This is a genomic window from Pseudomonas sp. NY15181 (genome assembly GCF_048068055.1).
Classification (GTDB): domain Bacteria; phylum Pseudomonadota; class Gammaproteobacteria; order Pseudomonadales; family Pseudomonadaceae; genus Pseudomonas.
Genome location: NZ_JBLUPT010000007.1, coordinates 50724 through 65925, shown reverse-complemented (window position 1 = coordinate 65925; position 15202 = coordinate 50724). Strand labels below are relative to the sequence as shown.

The 15202-nt window shown below is 66.2% G+C and carries 13 protein-coding genes; 3 read left to right on the top strand and 10 right to left on the bottom strand.

Translation table 11 applies throughout. The annotated features are described in order from the left end of the window. Window positions 1-87: 87 nt before the first annotated feature. Window positions 88-1008 carry a LysR substrate-binding domain-containing protein gene (locus ACNFBT_RS17145; protein WP_416751317.1) on the bottom strand — a complete coding sequence of 307 codons (921 nt, stop codon included), beginning with the start codon at window positions 1006-1008 and terminating at the stop codon, window positions 88-90. A gap of 148 nt (window positions 1009-1156) precedes the next feature. Here ACNFBT_RS17145 and ACNFBT_RS17140 point away from each other — a divergent pair, with 148 nt between their 5' ends. Further along, window positions 1157-2542: a NorM family multidrug efflux MATE transporter gene (locus ACNFBT_RS17140; RefSeq protein WP_416751315.1), complete on the top strand. Its 1386-nt coding sequence runs from the start codon at window positions 1157-1159 to the stop codon at window positions 2540-2542. On the opposite strand, the gene ACNFBT_RS17135 is transcribed toward ACNFBT_RS17140, so the two are convergent. Next, the gene (locus ACNFBT_RS17135; RefSeq protein ID WP_416751313.1) at window positions 2539-4218 is read right to left on the bottom strand and encodes a putative bifunctional diguanylate cyclase/phosphodiesterase; all 1680 of its coding nucleotides are present in this window, start codon (window positions 4216-4218) and stop codon (window positions 2539-2541) included. The two genes, ACNFBT_RS17140 and ACNFBT_RS17135, sit on opposite strands and share 4 nt — an antisense overlap. Before the next feature lie 288 nt (window positions 4219-4506). On the opposite strand from ACNFBT_RS17135, the gene rep reads away from it, so the two are divergent. Then, on the top strand, window positions 4507-6516 hold the full coding sequence (gene rep / locus ACNFBT_RS17130; protein WP_416751311.1) for a DNA helicase Rep: 2010 nt from the start codon (window positions 4507-4509) through the stop codon (window positions 6514-6516). Window positions 6517-6757: 241 nt separating this feature from the next. Further along, on the top strand, window positions 6758-7333 hold the full coding sequence (locus ACNFBT_RS17125) for a xanthine phosphoribosyltransferase (protein WP_416751309.1): 576 nt from the start codon (window positions 6758-6760) through the stop codon (window positions 7331-7333). A 238-nt stretch (window positions 7334-7571) separates the two neighbouring features. On the opposite strand, the gene ACNFBT_RS17120 is transcribed toward ACNFBT_RS17125, so the two are convergent. The 8 genes from ACNFBT_RS17120 to ACNFBT_RS17085 form a co-directional block, all read right to left on the bottom strand. Continuing rightward, complete coding sequence (locus tag ACNFBT_RS17120) at window positions 7572-8000, bottom strand: c-type cytochrome (protein ID WP_416751307.1); 429 nt, start codon at window positions 7998-8000, stop codon at window positions 7572-7574. A gap of 172 nt (window positions 8001-8172) precedes the next feature. Further along, window positions 8173-8721 carry a cupin domain-containing protein gene (locus tag ACNFBT_RS17115; protein WP_207886750.1) on the bottom strand — a complete coding sequence of 183 codons (549 nt, stop codon included), beginning with the start codon at window positions 8719-8721 and terminating at the stop codon, window positions 8173-8175. A gap of 164 nt (window positions 8722-8885) precedes the next feature. Beyond that, window positions 8886-9965 (bottom strand): alanine racemase, encoded by a 1080-nt coding sequence (gene alr / locus ACNFBT_RS17110; protein ID WP_416751305.1) that lies wholly within the window; start codon window positions 9963-9965, stop codon window positions 8886-8888. 87 nt (window positions 9966-10052) lie between these two features. After that, window positions 10053-10406, bottom strand: a complete 354-nt coding sequence (locus ACNFBT_RS17105; protein WP_416751303.1) for a RidA family protein — start codon at window positions 10404-10406, stop codon at window positions 10053-10055. Further along, a complete protein-coding gene (dadA, locus tag ACNFBT_RS17100; protein ID WP_416751300.1) occupies window positions 10381-11676 on the bottom strand; it encodes a D-amino acid dehydrogenase in 1296 nt (431 codons plus the stop codon). Before dadA ends, ACNFBT_RS17105 begins: the two co-directional genes overlap by 26 nt. Before the next feature lie 361 nt (window positions 11677-12037). Beyond that, window positions 12038-12382, bottom strand: coding sequence for a YdbL family protein (locus ACNFBT_RS17095; RefSeq protein WP_416751298.1), 345 nt, complete (start codon window positions 12380-12382; stop codon window positions 12038-12040). A gap of 14 nt (window positions 12383-12396) precedes the next feature. Then, a complete protein-coding gene (locus ACNFBT_RS17090) occupies window positions 12397-12588 on the bottom strand; it encodes a YnbE family lipoprotein (RefSeq protein WP_015479537.1) in 192 nt (63 codons plus the stop codon). Window positions 12589-12605: 17 nt separating this feature from the next. Then, complete coding sequence (locus ACNFBT_RS17085; protein ID WP_416751295.1) at window positions 12606-15170, bottom strand: intermembrane phospholipid transport protein YdbH family protein; 2565 nt, start codon at window positions 15168-15170, stop codon at window positions 12606-12608. Window positions 15171-15202: the final 32 nt, after the last annotated feature.

Here is a 15202-nt window from a genome sequence, read left to right as displayed (position 1 = left end):
ACCCTAGCAAAGCCTTGTTTCAACTCGACTACCGAAGCCGACACGGAACATCGTGTCCGCGCCAGGACTTGTCTGTTCGCGGCAGCGCTAGTCGAGTCGCTCGACCGGCGGCAGCTGCATGGCCTGGACCTCGGCCTGGAGGAAGTCGCGCAGCCGGCGCAGTCGCTCCTGCTGCCGGCGCGCCCGGGGCCAGACCAGGTAGTAGCTCTCGCCGCTGGCCACCGCGCTCGGCCAGGGCAGCGCCAGCCGGCCCTGGTTGGCGTCTTCGGCAACCATCACCAGGTCGCCGATGGACACGCCATAGCCCCGCGTCGCGGCGACGATGCCCAGCTCCAGGGTGTCGAAGACCTGCCCGCCCTTGAGCGATACCTGCTCGCTCAGGCCCATGCGCTGCAGCCAGCGGCGCCAGTCACGGCGGTCCGGCGTGGGGTGCAGCAGCTCGGCGCCGGCCAGGCGCTCGGCGTCCCACGGGCCGTCGTCGAGCAGCGCCGGCGAACCCACAGGAATCAGCCATTCGGGGAACAGCAGGGTGCCTTCCCAGTCCGGCGGGAAGTGCCCGGCGCTGAGCAGCACTGCGCAGTCGAAGGGCTCGTTGACGAAGTCCACCTGGTCCACGTCCATCCAGGCACTGGTCAGCTGCACCTCGATGTCGGCGTTGCGCATGCGGAAGTTGCTGAGCCGCGACAGCAGCCAGCGCATGGTCAGGGTCGAGGGCGCCTTAAGGCGCAGCACGCCCTCCTCTGCCCGCAGGCTGGAACAGGCGCGCTCCAGCGCATCGAAGCCGTCGCGCAGGCCGGGCAGCAGCAGGCGCGCCGGCTCGGTCAGCTCCAGCTTCCGGCCACGGCGCTGGAACAGGCGGCAGGCGAAGTGCTCTTCCAGGGTCTTGATGTGCCGGCTCACCGCGCTCTGGGTGATCGCCAGCTCTTCGGCGGCGCGGGTGAAGGACGCATGCCGGGCGGCGGCCTCGAAGGCGCGCAGGGCATAAAGGGGCGGCAACTGGCGGTTCATGGCGGACTCCGAAGGCGCTCAGGCATGAGTATGACTCATGAATGGCATCGCTTTTTTCCTTTTGTGCCAACCCGCAGGGGCGCCAGAGAATGAGGCACTTTCCATTCGGAAGGCCCCGCTGCGGGCCGCCGCTGACTGAGCCTGACTCATGAAACGCCTGTACCGTGACGAACTCGCCGCCATCCTGCGCCTGGCCGGCCCGCTGATCGCCGCCCAGTTGGCCTACGTGGCCATGGTGTTCACCGACACCGTGATGATGGGCAAGCTCGGCCGCGAGGCGCTGGCCAGCGGCGGCCTGGGCGCGTCCAGCTATGCGCTGATCTCGACCTTCTGCGTCGGCGTGGTGGCGGCCACCGGCAATCTGGTCGCCATTCGCCATGGGGCGCGGGACCACGCTGGAGTAGTCCAGGCGACCCAGGCCGGCCTGTGGATCGGCCTTGCGCTGTCCGTGCTGGCGGGGCTGCTGCTGTGGAACCTGGGACCGATCCTGCTGACCTTCGGCCAGGCGCCGGAAACGGTCGCCGGGACGATGAGCTTTCTGCGCAGCATCGTCTTCGCCCTGCCCGGCTACATGGTCTTCATGGTGCTGCGCGGCTTCACCAGCGCCATCGAGCGCACCGGCCCGGTGATGGCGATCAGCGTGCTCGGCGCGCTGGCCAACTTCGCCCTGAACTATGCCTTCATCGAGGGTCTGTTCGGCTTGCCGCGCCTGGGGCTGGCGGGGATCGGCCTGGTCACCGCGGTGGTGATGAACGCCCTGCCGGTGATCCTCGCGCTGTACCTGCGCTGGCACCCGGCCTACGGCGCCTACCCGCTGCTGCGCGGGCTGTCGCGGCCGGACTTCAAGGTGATCGGCGAATCCCTGCGCCTGGGCCTGTCCATCGGCGGCACCTACGCGGTGGAGTCGGGGATGTTCACCGTGGCCACGCTGTGCATGGGCGCCATCGGCAGCACGGCGCTGGCCGCGCACCAGATCGCCATCCAGTCGGTGTACGTGGCCTTCATGGTGCCGGTGGGGATTTCCTATGCGGTGACCTTCCGCATCGGCCAGCACTACGGTGCCGGCCGGCTGGTCGAGGCGCGCCGCGCCGGACGGCTGGGGATCGGCTTCGGCGCCGCCTGCATGTTCGCCTTCGCTGCGCTGTTCTGGCTGGCGCCGGACCTCGTCATCGGCCTGTTCCTCGACCGTAACGACCCGGCCAACCAGGAGGTGGTGCAACTGGCCGTCAGCCTGCTGGCGATCGCCGCCTGGTTCGAGCTGTTCGACGGCACCCAGAGCATCGCCATGGGCGCGATCCGCGGGTTGAAGGATGCCCGCACCACCTTCCTGGTCGGGCTGGCCGGGTACTGGCTGGTCGGTGTGCCGATGGCCTTGCTGCTGGCCTTCCCGCTCGGCTGGGGGCCCAGCGGCGTGTGGTGGGGACTGGCATCGGGACTGGCCTGCGCGGCGATCGGCCTGTACCTGGCGTTCGAAGCCAAGACCGCCCGGCTGCTGCGGCCGCAGGCAACGGGCACCGCCCTCGGCGTCTGCTAGCCGTTGATCGAGTCCTGCAGGCGCAAAGCACGGCTGCCGCCGAACACCAGGAAGCGCGCCAGCTCCGCCAGCGGCAGCGGCCGACTGATCCAGTAGCCCTGGGCCTGGTCGCAGCCGAACTGGTTCAGCTGGTCCTGCTGCTCGACGGTCTCGACCCCTTCGGCCACCACCTCCAGGTTGAGGTTGTGCGCCAGGTTGATCATCGCCCGCACCAGTTGCATGTTCTCGGGGCGCTCGTGCATGCCGCCGACGAAGCTCTTGTCGATCTTCAGCAAGGTGATCGGCAGGCTGTTCAAGTGCACGAAGGACGAGAAGCCGGTGCCGAAGTCATCCAGCGAGAAGCGCACACCCAGCCGGCCGAGGACCTGCATGGTCTGCAGTACCTGGTCGCTGCGGCGCATCACGGCGGTTTCGGTGAGCTCGAACTCCAGCCACTGGGCGTCCACGCCGCGCTCGCGGATCAGACGCTCCAGGGTGGGCAGCAGCTGGCTGTCCTGGAACTGGCGGAACGACAGGTTGATCGCCATGTGCAGCGGCGGCAGGCCGCGTCCGCGCAGCCACTGCATGTCGCGCAGGGCGCGGGAGATCACCCAGTAGCCGAGCGGCACGATCAGCCCGCTCTCTTCCGCCAGCGGCACGAAGTCCCCCGGCGTGAGCAGGCCACGCTGCGGATGGCGCCAGCGCACCAGCGCTTCCAGGCCGACGATGCGGCCATTGTGCAGGTCCAGGCGCGGCTGGTAGTGCAGCTCCAGCTCGTCGCGGCGCAGGGCGCGGCGCAGTTCGCTTTCCAGGTCGGCCAGGCTGCGCGCGCCACGGTTGATGCGCTCGTCGAACACATGGAAGGTGCAGCCCTGGCGGGCCTTGGCCTGCTGCATGGCGATGTGCGCGTGCCACATCAGCGGGTCGGCGCTGTCACCGGGACGGGCATTGGCCATGCCCAGGCTGCAGCCCAGCAACAGGCTTTCACCTTCGACCCAGTAGGGCTCGCCGAGGATTTCGACGATACGTTCGGCGATCTTCTCGACCCGCTGCGGATCGCGGCGGGTATCCAGCAGCAGGGCGAATTCGTCGCTGCCCAGGCGGGCGATGTGGTCGCCGTTTTCCAGCTGCAGCTTGAGGCGGCCGACCACCTGCAGGATCAGCCGGTCGCCGGACTGGTGACCAAGGGCGTCGTTGACGTGGCGGAAGTTGTCCAGATCCAGGTGCCCCAGCGCCAGGCCGTGGCCCCCGCATTCGCTCAAACGGGCGGCGAGCAGGGTCTGGAAGCCCTGGCGGTTGGCGATGCCGGTGAGCGGGTCCTGTTCGGCCAGGCTCTGCAGGGTTTGCTGCAGCGAGGCGCGCTCGCGCACGTAGCGCAGGCAGCGGCGCAGCACCTCGGCGTTGAGGCTTTCGGCGGCCAGCCAGTCGGCAACGCCCACCGGCTCCTGCGCGGGCTCGCGTTCGAGCAGCAGGATCATCGGCAGGTGGCACTGTTGGGAGGACGGCAGCTTGCCGGGCGTGGCCAGGACCAGGCCGACCTGGTCTTCATCGAACAGACTGCAGGCAGCCTGCCAGGACGGCGCGGTGATCAGGGAATAGCCCTGCCCCAACGCGGCCAGATATCCGCGAAGTAGCTGGGCCCACTGCGGCGCTTCCGCCAGCAGGAGCAGGCGCGCTGGTTCAACAGACGCTGCCACGCGACCCCCGTGTCCATGCGATGGGAAGAAACCTGGCGCCGTCCCTGTGCCCGTTCTTCCGGTTTTGAAGCCTCCGCCGCCTCCGGCTCCCCGGACACAAACGAAACTTCAGAGAAACTCTTAAGAGTTTTCTTCAAGTATTGCTCACACAAGCCTAATACATGTACGGATTTATCCAAAACAAGGAAGTACGATCCCGTCACAGATCGCTGCTTTTCCAAGCGGCACCCCGACGCCAGGCACGGCCTGCTAGAATACGCGCCCGCTCCACTACAGACCCCGCCCTTCATGTCCCGACTCAATCCCCGGCAGCAAGAGGCCGTGAACTACGTCGGCGGCCCGCTCCTGGTGCTGGCCGGCGCCGGCTCCGGCAAGACCAGCGTGATCACCCGCAAGATCGCGTACCTCGTGCAGCAGTGCGGCATCCGCGCCCAGTACATCGTCGCCGTGACCTTCACCAACAAGGCCGCCCGCGAGATGAAGGAGCGCGTCAGCACCCTGCTGCGCCCGGGCGAAGGCAAGGGCCTGACCGTCTCCACCTTCCACAACCTGGGCCTGAACATCATCCGCAAGGAACACGCGGCCCTGGGCTACAAGCCCGGCTTCTCGATCTTCGACGAGAGCGATGTGAAGGCGCTGATGACCGACATCATGCAGAAGGAATATTCCGGCGATGACGGTCTGGACGAGATCAAGAACCTGATCGGCGGCTGGAAAAACGACCTGATCCTTCCGGAAGAGGCGCTGGAAAAGGCGCGCAACCCCAAGGAACAGACCGCCGCGATGGTCTACCTGCATTACCAGCGGACGCTCAAGGCCTACAACGCGGTGGATTTCGACGACCTGATCCTGCAGCCGGTGAAGCTGTTCCAGGAGCACCCGGAAATCCTCGAAAAGTGGCGCAACCGCGTGCGCTACATGCTGGTGGACGAATACCAGGACACCAACGCCAGCCAGTACCTGCTGGTGAAGATGCTGGTGCAGCAGCGCGCGCACTTCACCGTGGTGGGCGACGACGACCAGTCGATCTACGCCTGGCGCGGCGCGCGCCCGGAAAACCTGATGCAGCTGAAGGAAGACTTCCCCTCGCTGAAGGTGGTGATGCTGGAGCAGAACTACCGCTCCACCAGCCGCATCCTCAAATGCGCCAACATCCTCATCGCCAACAACCCCCACGTGTTCGAGAAGCAGCTGTGGAGCGAGATGGGCGAAGGCGACCCGATCCGGGTGATCCGTTGCCGAAACGAGGAATCCGAGGCCGAGCGGGTGGCGATGGAAATCCTCACCATCCACCTGAAGACGCAGCGGCCCTACAGCGAATTCGCCATCCTTTACCGCGGCAACTATCAGGCGAAGCTGATCGAGCTGAAACTTCAGCACCACCAGATTCCCTATCACCTGTCAGGCGGCACCAGCTTCTTCGGACGCCAGGAAGTGAAGGACCTGATGTCCTATTTCCGCCTGCTGGTGAACCCGGACGATGACAACGCCTTCCTCCGCGTGATCAACGTGCCGCGTCGGGAAATCGGTTCCACCACCCTGGAGAAGCTCGGCAACTACGCCACCGAGCGCGGCTGCTCGATGTTCAACGCCTCCGGCGAGCTTGGCCTGTCCGAACACCTCGACGCCCGCTACATCGAGCGCCTGCAGCGCTTCAAGCGCTTCATCGACAAGGTCCGCGAACAGTGCGCCGGCAACGATCCGATCGGTGCGCTGCGCAGCATGGTGATGGACATCGACTACGAGAACTGGCTGCGGCAGAACGCGTCCAGCGACAAGGTCGCCGATTTCCGCATGGGCAACGTCTGGTTCCTCATCGACGCGCTGAAGAACACCCTGGAGCGCGACGAAGAAGGCGACATGACCATCGAGCAGGCCATCGCCAAGCTGGTGCTGCGCGACATGCTGGAGCGCCAGCAGGAAGAGGAAGAAGGCGCCGACGGCGTGCAGATGATGACGCTGCATGCGTCCAAGGGCCTGGAATTCCCCTACGTGTTCATTCTCGGCGTGGAGGAGGAAATCCTTCCGCACCGCTCCAGCATCGAGGCCGACACCATCGAGGAAGAGCGGCGCCTGGCCTACGTGGGCATTACCCGGGCGAAGAAGAATCTGGCCATGACCTTCGCCGCCAAGCGCAAGCAGTACGGAGAGATCATCGACTGCTCGCCCAGCCGCTTCCTCGACGAGCTGCCGCCCGAGGACCTGGTCTGGGAAGGCCAGGAAGACGCACCGGTCGAGGTCAAGGTGGCCAAGGGCAACTCCGCGCTGGCGGATATCCGGGCGATGCTCAAGCGCTGAGCTCTTTACCTGTAGGAGCGAGCTTGCTCGCGAACAGGATTTTCCGCCGGCCTCGGTGCCGGCCGGGTTCGCGAGCAAGCTCGCTCCTACAAAAAAGGACGTCGCCGCGACCCTGCGCGGCCACCCATCGAAAAACTGTCCATTCGATCAGCAATTGCACTGGTCGGAACGTCGCGCAGAACCCCGCTGGCATTGTAGAATTACGCGCTTCATCAGCGACAGCCGCTCCGGAAGCCCCCCCGTGAACACTCTCAAAGACAAAATTCGCAGCGAAGGCATCGTTCTTTCCGAACAGGTCCTCAAGGTCGACGCCTTCCTCAACCACCAGATCGACCCGGCGCTGATGAAGCAGATCGGCCACGAATTCGCCGAACGCTTCAAGAACCAGGGCATCACCAAGATCGTCACCATCGAGGCCTCGGGCATCGCCCCGGCGGTCATGGCCGGCCTTGAGCTGGGCATCCCGGTGATCTTCGCCCGCAAGTTCCAGTCGCTGACACTGAAGAACGACCTGCTGATCTCCAAGGTCTTCTCCTTCACCAAGCAGACCGAAAGCACCATCGCGATCTCCGCCAAGCACCTGACCGCAGCCGACCACGTGCTGGTGGTGGACGACTTCCTCGCCAACGGCCACGCCGCCAAGGCGCTGATCGACCTGATCCAGCAGGCGGGCGCCAGCGTCGCCGGCTTAGGGATAGTCATCGAGAAGTCCTTCCAGGATGGCCGCGCCCTGCTGGAGAGCGAAGGCTATCGCGTGGAATCCCTGGCCCGGGTGAAATCCCTGGCGAGCGGCCAGGTCGAGTTCCTCGACGACTGATCCACCGCTCAACGAAAAAGGCGGGCGCCGACAGGGCCCGCCTTTTTTCATGCCTGCGATCGGGGTGCTCCCCGCAGGAGAGGCGGGGGCGCCCGGCCCTTGTTCGCGAATCCTTCAGGCCGCACGACCGCCTGCCAGCGGATCGCGGGGAAGCTCCGCTCCTACGAAAGCGGCAAGCCGGCAAATCGCAGGCATGAAAAAGCCGCCCGGAGGCGGCTCTTTCGGCACAGGTCGGCGATTACAGGCCGGACATGTGGCGAATCGCGGCTTTCAGCTCGTCATCCGAGCAGTCGGCGCAAGTGCCCTTCGGCGGCATGGCGTTGATGCCGGAGATGGCCTTGGCCAACAGGCCATCGAGCCCGCCCTGCTCCTTCGCACGCTTGCCCCAGTCAGCCTTGTCGCCCACTTTCGGCGAGCCCAGCAGGCCGGTACCGTGGCAGTTGGTGCAGACCTTGCCGACGATCTCTTCGCCCGAACGCGGAGCACCGCCGCCGCCGGCCGAAGCCACGGCGCCAACGCCTGCGCATTCCTGGCCCTGGACGCAGACCTTGCCTACCGGTTCCAGACGCTTGGCAATGGCGTCATCGTTGGTCGCGGCCTGAACGCTTACTGCCCACAGGGCCAGTACGGCAGCTTGGGCTGCCAGGATTTTTTTAATCAGGTTCACCCTTTCACCCTCATCGTGGCTTATCACGCCCGGTCGCGGTGCAGTCACAGTCTCGGGCCGCGCGAGCGGGCGCAAGTATAACGGCAAAGCCGGCAAGCTCGAAACAATTGCTCTGCCTTGCCGGGCCTTGCGGCATTAGGTCGCAGCTGGTCTGGCCGGTCCTACCGGCTGTTCAAAAATTTGCCGGTGTGGTGGCGCTGATCAGCCGCGCCGGGGCATCGAACGGATTGCGGAAGCGGTGGGGCTTGGTGCTGTCGAAATAGTAGCTGTCGCCACGTTCGAGCACGAAGGTCTCGTCGCCGACGGTCAGCTCCAGGCGGCCTTCGACCAGTACACCGGTCTCTTCACCTTCGTGGGCGTACATGTCGTCACCGGTGTCGGAGCCCGGCGGATAGGTCTCGTCGAGCAGGGTGATGGCGCGGCTGGGATAGTCCTTGCCGACCAGCTTCATGATGATCGAGCCGCTGGACAGGTCGCTGAGTTCGTCTGCCTTGTAGACCACCGGGGTGTTGCTGTTCTGCTCCAGATCCAGAGAGAAGAACTCGACCAGGGACATCGGAATACCACCCAGCACTTTCTTCAGCGAGCTGATGGAGGGGCTGACGCTGTTCTTCTCGATCATCGAGATCGTGCTGTTGGTCACACCCGCCCGTTTGGCGAGTTCGCGCTGGGACAAACCTTTGAGCTTACGGATGGCTTGCAGACGAGCACCGACGTCCAAGGGTGGGGTCCTCCTTATTCTTGTGTTCAGGCAGGCTCTGAAAGGCAGAACCCGCAAACGGCTTGAGCCGAGCGGGTTCCAAGTGCCACGTATCATGGCAACACCGTTCAGTATTTACAACAGATCGGCTGTCGATCCTGCGCAAACTTTACGGACGGTATCCGTCACTCGCCGCTATAGACCCTCGGCACGCGCTTGAGGTTGCAGAACAACTGGTAGGGAATGCTGCCGCAGAGCGCGGCGAGCTGGCTGGCGGGGACGTTCGGCCCCCAGAGTTCGACGCGGCTGCCCAGGCCGGCTTGCGGCAGGTCGGTCAGGTCCACGGTGAGCATGTCCATGGACACCCGGCCGATGATGCGGCTCGGCTTGCCATCGATGAATACCGGCGTGCCGTCCGGCGCATGGCGCGGGTAGCCGTCGGCATAACCCATGGCGACCACTCCGACACGCACCGGCCGGTCGGCGATGAAGCGCGCGCCGTAGCCCACTGGCTCGCCGGCCGGCAGTTCACGGATGCTGATGACCTTGGACTCCAGGGTCATCACCGGGCGCAGTTGGTCGGCCAGCGGGTGCGCCTGTTCGAAGGGGGTGGCGCCGTAGAGCATGATGCCGGGGCGCACCCAGTCGCTGGGCACGTCGGCCCAGCCGAGGATGCCGGGGGAGTTGCGCAGGCTGACTTCATGGCCCTGGCCCGCGGCTTCGCGCACGGCCTGGAAGGCGGCGACCTGCTCCTCGGTACGCGGGCAGTCCAGCTCATCGGCACGGGCGAAGTGGCTCATCAGTACGACCTTGGCCACATGGGGCAGCGCCTTCAGGCGCGCCAGGGCGGCGGCGTAGTCCTGCGGGAAGAAGCCGACGCGGTGCATGCCCGAGTCCATCTTCAGCCATACGGTCAGGGGCTTGCTCGGGCGGGCGCGCTCGATGGCGTCCAGCTGCCAGGCCGAGTGCACCACGCACCAGAAGTCGTGGGCGTCGATCAGTTCCAGTTCGCTGGCTTCGAAGAAGCCTTCCAGCAGCAGGATCGGCGCGCGGATGCCGGCTTCGCGCAGCTCCAGCGCTTCCTCGATGCAGGCCACGGCGAAACCGTCGGCCTCGGCTTCCAATGCCTGAGCGCAGATGACGGCGCCATGGCCGTAGGCATCGGCCTTGACCACCGCCAGCGCTCGGGCGCCGCTGACTTCACGGGCCAGGCGGTAGTTGTGGCGCAGGGCGGCAAGATCGATCAGGGCACGGGCGGGACGCATGGCGAGATTCTCTTTTAGGTTGAAACGAGACGCGGGTAAAACGGGCGAAAAAAACCCGGCGCTACGGCCGGGCCACGCAAAAAACAATCAGGGCAGTGCGGCGACGATGGAGATCTCGACGAGGATCTCCGGGTAGCACAGCGCCGCCTGGACGGTGGCGCGGGCCGGGGCGCAGCCCTGCGGGACCCACTGGTCCCAGACGCCGTTCATGCCGGCGAAGTCGGCGGCGACGTCCTTCAGGTAGATGGTTGCCGAGAGAACCCGCGACTTGTCGGTGCCGGCCTCGTCGAGCAGGCGCTCGATGCTGGCCAGGACTTCGCGGGTCTGCTGTTCGACGCCAGCGGAGAGATCGTCCGCCACCTGGCCGGCGAGGTACACCGTGCCGTTGTGGGTGACGACCTGGCTCATCCGCTGATTAGTGTGCAGGCGCAGGATGGCCATTCTGGGCCTCCGAGGCATCGCCGTAGCGGGAAATGTCCAGACCTTCGGTGCTGATCTGCGGGCGCTTCTTGGCCATCAGGTCGGCGAGGTAACGGCCCGAGCCGCACGCCATGGTCCAGCCCAGGGTGCCGTGACCGGTGTTGAGGAACAGGTTGCGGTAGCGGGTGGCACCGACGATCGGGGTGCCGTCCGGGGTCGCCGGGCGCAGGCCGGTCCAGAACTCGGCCTTGCTGACGTCGCCGCCTTCCGGGTACAGGTCGGTGGTGATCATTTCCAGGGTGGCGCGACGACGCGGGTTCAGCGACAGGTCGAAGCCGGCGATTTCCGCCATGCCGCCGACGCGGATGCGCTGGTCGAAACGGGTGATCGCGACCTTGTAGGTCTCGTCGAGGATGGTCGAGGTCGGCGCCATGTCCGGGTTGGTGATCGGCACGGTCAGCGAGTAGCCCTTGAGCGGGTAGACCGGGGCGTTGATGCCCAGCGGCTTGAGCATCTGCGGCGAGTAGCTGCCCAGCGCCAGCACGTAGCGGTCGGCGGTAACCAGTTGACCATCGACCCAGACGCCGTTGATGCGGTCGCCGGCGAAGTCCAGGCGCTGGATATCCTGGCCGAAGCGGAATTCCACGCCCAGGGCCTTGGCCATCTCGGCCAGCTTGGTGGTGAACATCTGGCAGTCGCCGGTCTGGTCGTTCGGCAGGCGCAGGGCGCCGACCAGCTTGTCGGCCACCTTGCCCAGGGCCGGTTCGACGCGGGCGATGCCGGCGCGATCCAGCACTTCATACGGTACGCCGGTGCTTTCCAGGACCGCGATGTCCTTGGCGGCGGCGTCGAGCTGCTCCTGGGTGCGGAACAGCTGGGTGGTGCCCAGGGAGCGGCCTTCGTAGGAAATGCCGGTCTCGGCGCGCAGTTCGTCGAGGCAGTCGCGGCTGTACTCGGACAGACGCACCATGCGCTCCTTGTTCACTGCGTAGCTCTTGGCGTTGCAGTTGCGCAGCATCTGCCACATCCAGGCGTACTGGCTCGGGTCGCCGGTCAGCTTGATGGCCAGCGGCGCGTGGGTCTGCAGCAGCCACTTCATGGCCTTGAGCGGGATGCCCGGGGCGGCCCAGGGCGAGGCATAGCCAGGGGAGACCTGGCCGGCGTTGGCGAAGCTGGTTTCCAGGGCCGGACCGGGCTGGCGGTCGACGACGACCACTTCGAAGCCGGCACGGGCGAGATAGTAAGCACTGGCGGTACCGATCACACCGCTGCCAAGCACCAGAACACGCATTCTTGCCTCCCACGCCGCGCCAGGGACACGGACGTTTTTTATTCTGAACGTAGATGCGCGCAGTATAGGAAGTGACGCTCAGCGATATTCACTGTTTGCAATGCGGTATTTGACGAAAAATCCTGGCAAAACCCGGTTTAACGGAGGTACATCCACCAGGACAAGAGCATTTTTGCCCGAGACCGAATGGTCGAGGATCTGGCGAAAATTTCACCAGATCAGGAAGAAATATCGAACAGCCATCAAACCGCCGGAATTTCTCTCGCGCGAGAACTTGTCAGCAGGATTTACCTGCCTCCGACGCCCTTCTCCCTGCTCACCGCCGCGAGCGGCGATAAGCAGGGAAATTCCCTTGGGCGCTCTACTTGCGCACCCACTGGCCGTTGACCTGCACGTACTGCCCGGACGGCGTACGCTCGATGGCCTTCTTGCCGGCCAGGCTTTCCACGTCGCGCAGCGTGGCGCCGCTCTGGCTGGCGACCTTCTGGTACTCGGCACGGCGCGCGGCGTTGATCTGCGCGGCGATGTCGGCGGCCTGCCCGCCGTTGCTGACGACGCCCAGATAGCCATCGGCCTGTTCGCCGACCAGGCCCTGGGACTTGGCGCCGCCGAGAGCGGACATGGCCTGTTCCAGGCTCATCGCCATGACCGGCAGGCTCAGGCAGAGGGCGACCAGCGCGGCGCCCAGTTTGCGGTGCAATCTCATGAAAAGGCTCCTTCTCAGAACAGGCCGCTGTTCTCGTTGATGATGCCGTCGAGCGCCTTGTCGACCTTGATATAGATCTCGTGCTCGATCTTCACGTTGAGGTTGATGTTGATCGGCTCCTTGGGCGCCGCCAGTTGCACGGTGGGTGTGCAGCCCTGGGCAAGGCCCGCCAGGAGCAGGAATGGGAGTAAGGCGCGGAGGCGCATCGGGATTCTCCTTGCGGTCATGGCGCGGCGGCCGGGTCATTGCGCAGGCGTTCCTGCACGCGCTTGCGGATGGTGTCGCTGACCCGGTCGCTCAGTTGCAGGCTGGTGAGCAGCTTGGGCACGTTCTCCTCCAGGTTGACGTTGAGGTTGATCGGCCGGCCCTGTTCCAGCGCGGGATTGCGCCCGCTCAGGCTCAAGGCGAGCAACAGCTTGCCGGTGTCATCATAATCCACCGTGCTGGAGAGCTTGTCGTAGCGGAAATCGTCGACGGCGGTCGCCAGCAGCTGCATGGCCGGATTGCTCTGGCCCAGCGAGCGAATCTTTTCCGAGCGGAACTGCAACACACCCGGTTCGCGCGCCGCGACCTGCCCGCCGTGAATATTCAATTTTCCCTTCTCCAGACTCAGCGGCAGCGTGCCGTCGATGATCCCGGTGCCGGTCAGCCCTTCCGCCGGATAGGCCTTGAGGATCGCCTCCAGCGACAAGCCTTCGAGTTTGAGTATCTGACCCTGGCCCGGCGCGGAAAGATCCACTGCGCCTGCCGGCAGCCAGGCGCGGCCATTGAACAGCGCCAGCTCCGCCTGCCGCCAATCGACACGGCCGGCCAGGGGGGCGTTCAGCGATGCCTTGTAGCTGCCCTGCAGCGCCAGCGGCCCCAGGGTCACGCCCGGGTTCAGCGCGGCGACCTTCAGTTGCGGCATTTGCAGCTCCATCTGCGAGCCTTGCAGGCCGAACTTCGCCTGCAGGTCGAGCCCGTGGACTTCGCTGCGGTCGTAGACGCCTTCCAGCCCCTGCCCGCGCAGGTTCAGCTCAAGGCTCTGCGGCGTGCTGCCCGGCGGCAGGCGCCAGTTCAGGTCCAGACTCGCCTTGCCGTTGTTCAGGCCGAGCAACGGCGGCCAATCGGCCAGTGACTGTTCCAGCGGGTTGCCGGTGCGCAGGAAAAACTCCGGCAGGCGCGCGCCCAGGCTCAGCCCCTTGCCGGCGGCGTTGTTCAGGTCGACCGTGGCGTTCAGTCCACCGCCGTTCTGCAACTGCCCCTTGAACTGCTGGGCGTCGAGGCTGACGGACAGGTCGCCCCTGGCGTTCCAGGCCAGTGGCTTGACGTGCGCCTGGCGCAGCTCGCCCAAGGCCAGTTGCAGCGGCGCGGCCAGTTGCAGGACGAGCGGCCCCTCGGCGGGGTACGCGAGGTTGAAGGCGCCCTTGCCGAGGGTAGCGCCGAGCTTGCTCACCTTGAGCCCTTGCGGCCCGTTCAGGGTGCCTACTTGCAGCTGCGGGCCGGCGGCAAAGGCCAGGGTCGCCGACTGCTCATCCACGCGGCCGTCGAAACTCAGATCGATGCGGCTGTTGTCGGCGCGCAGGCCGGTCAGCTCCAGGTGCGGAACCTTGCCCTCCAGCCTTGCGTCGTTCAATTGCAGCGCCAGCGGCGCCGCCTCCAGCAGTGCCACGCGCGAGCGCAGTCGCAAGTCGGCAGCGCCGACGGCGCGCAGGTCGGCCCGCACGCTGCCGGCTTCATCGTCCACGCCGGGCTCCAGGTGCAGCGTCAGGCGCGCCGGGCGCAGGCCAACCGGCAGCGCCTGCAGCCAGTTACCGTAGAGATCGGACAGGCGCAGGTCGCCGCTGAGCACCGATGGCCGCCAGCCTGTTTCAGTGGCGTTGGCGACCAGCCGCAGGTCCCCCTGCAGGTTGCCCAGCCCAGGCAGCGGCCAGGGCTGCGAGAGCTGCAGGGCGAGATCGACGTTGCCCCGGCCATCGCGCAGCCCCGGCCAGTCTGGCCAGGCCGCATCCCCGGCCAGGATGGTGTTCCAGCTCAGGCGCAGGCGCCCGGCTTCGGGGATCGGCAACGGCAGGCTGGGCGTGGGCAGCCACATGGCCAGCCAGTTGCGCACCGCCAGGATCGGCGGCACGGCAGGGCTGGCCAGGGTTCCGGCTAGCTGGCGGGTGGCCGGCGCCCAGCTCGATTCGAGGGACAACAGTTGTTGGTTGTCCAGATAGCTGTCCAGTTGCAGGCGCCATTGCCCCTCGCCGGGCTGCAATAGTCCGTTGAATGCCAGTTGCTGGCCGCCCTGGCGCAGCTCGCCGCCCAAGGCGGCGGCGCCACCCTGCAGCTGTTCCCAGTGCGCGCTGCCGTTCAGCGTGCAGCGCTGCTCGCGGGCACAGGGCAGTTCGACACTCACCCGCTCCAGGGCCAGGCGGCCGGGCAGCAGTGCCAACCAGCGCGCCAGTTGCTCCGGCGCGGGCAACGCACCCTCGCTCTGCGCCGCCCCCGCGTCCGGCCACTGCCGCACATCGACCGTTTCGGCGGACACCTCCGCCAACCGCCAGCGGCCGTCCGCATGTTGCGGCCAGCCCACCTGGAGCCGCTCCAGGCGCACCGCAAGCCGCCCGCCCTCCGGGGTCTGCCGCTGCAACGCCAGGCGTTCCAGCAGCAGGCCCGCGCGCGAAACGCCCAGCCCCTGCCACTGCTCGATACTCACGCCTGCGCCGGCCAGCAGCCGCGGTACGGCCAGCCACAGGCCACCCACAGCCAGCGCCAGGATCAGCAACAGCAGCAGAAGGACAGTGCGCAGGCGTGGTAACGACATGCCGAGCTCCAGGGAAAACGTCTGGCTCCGGA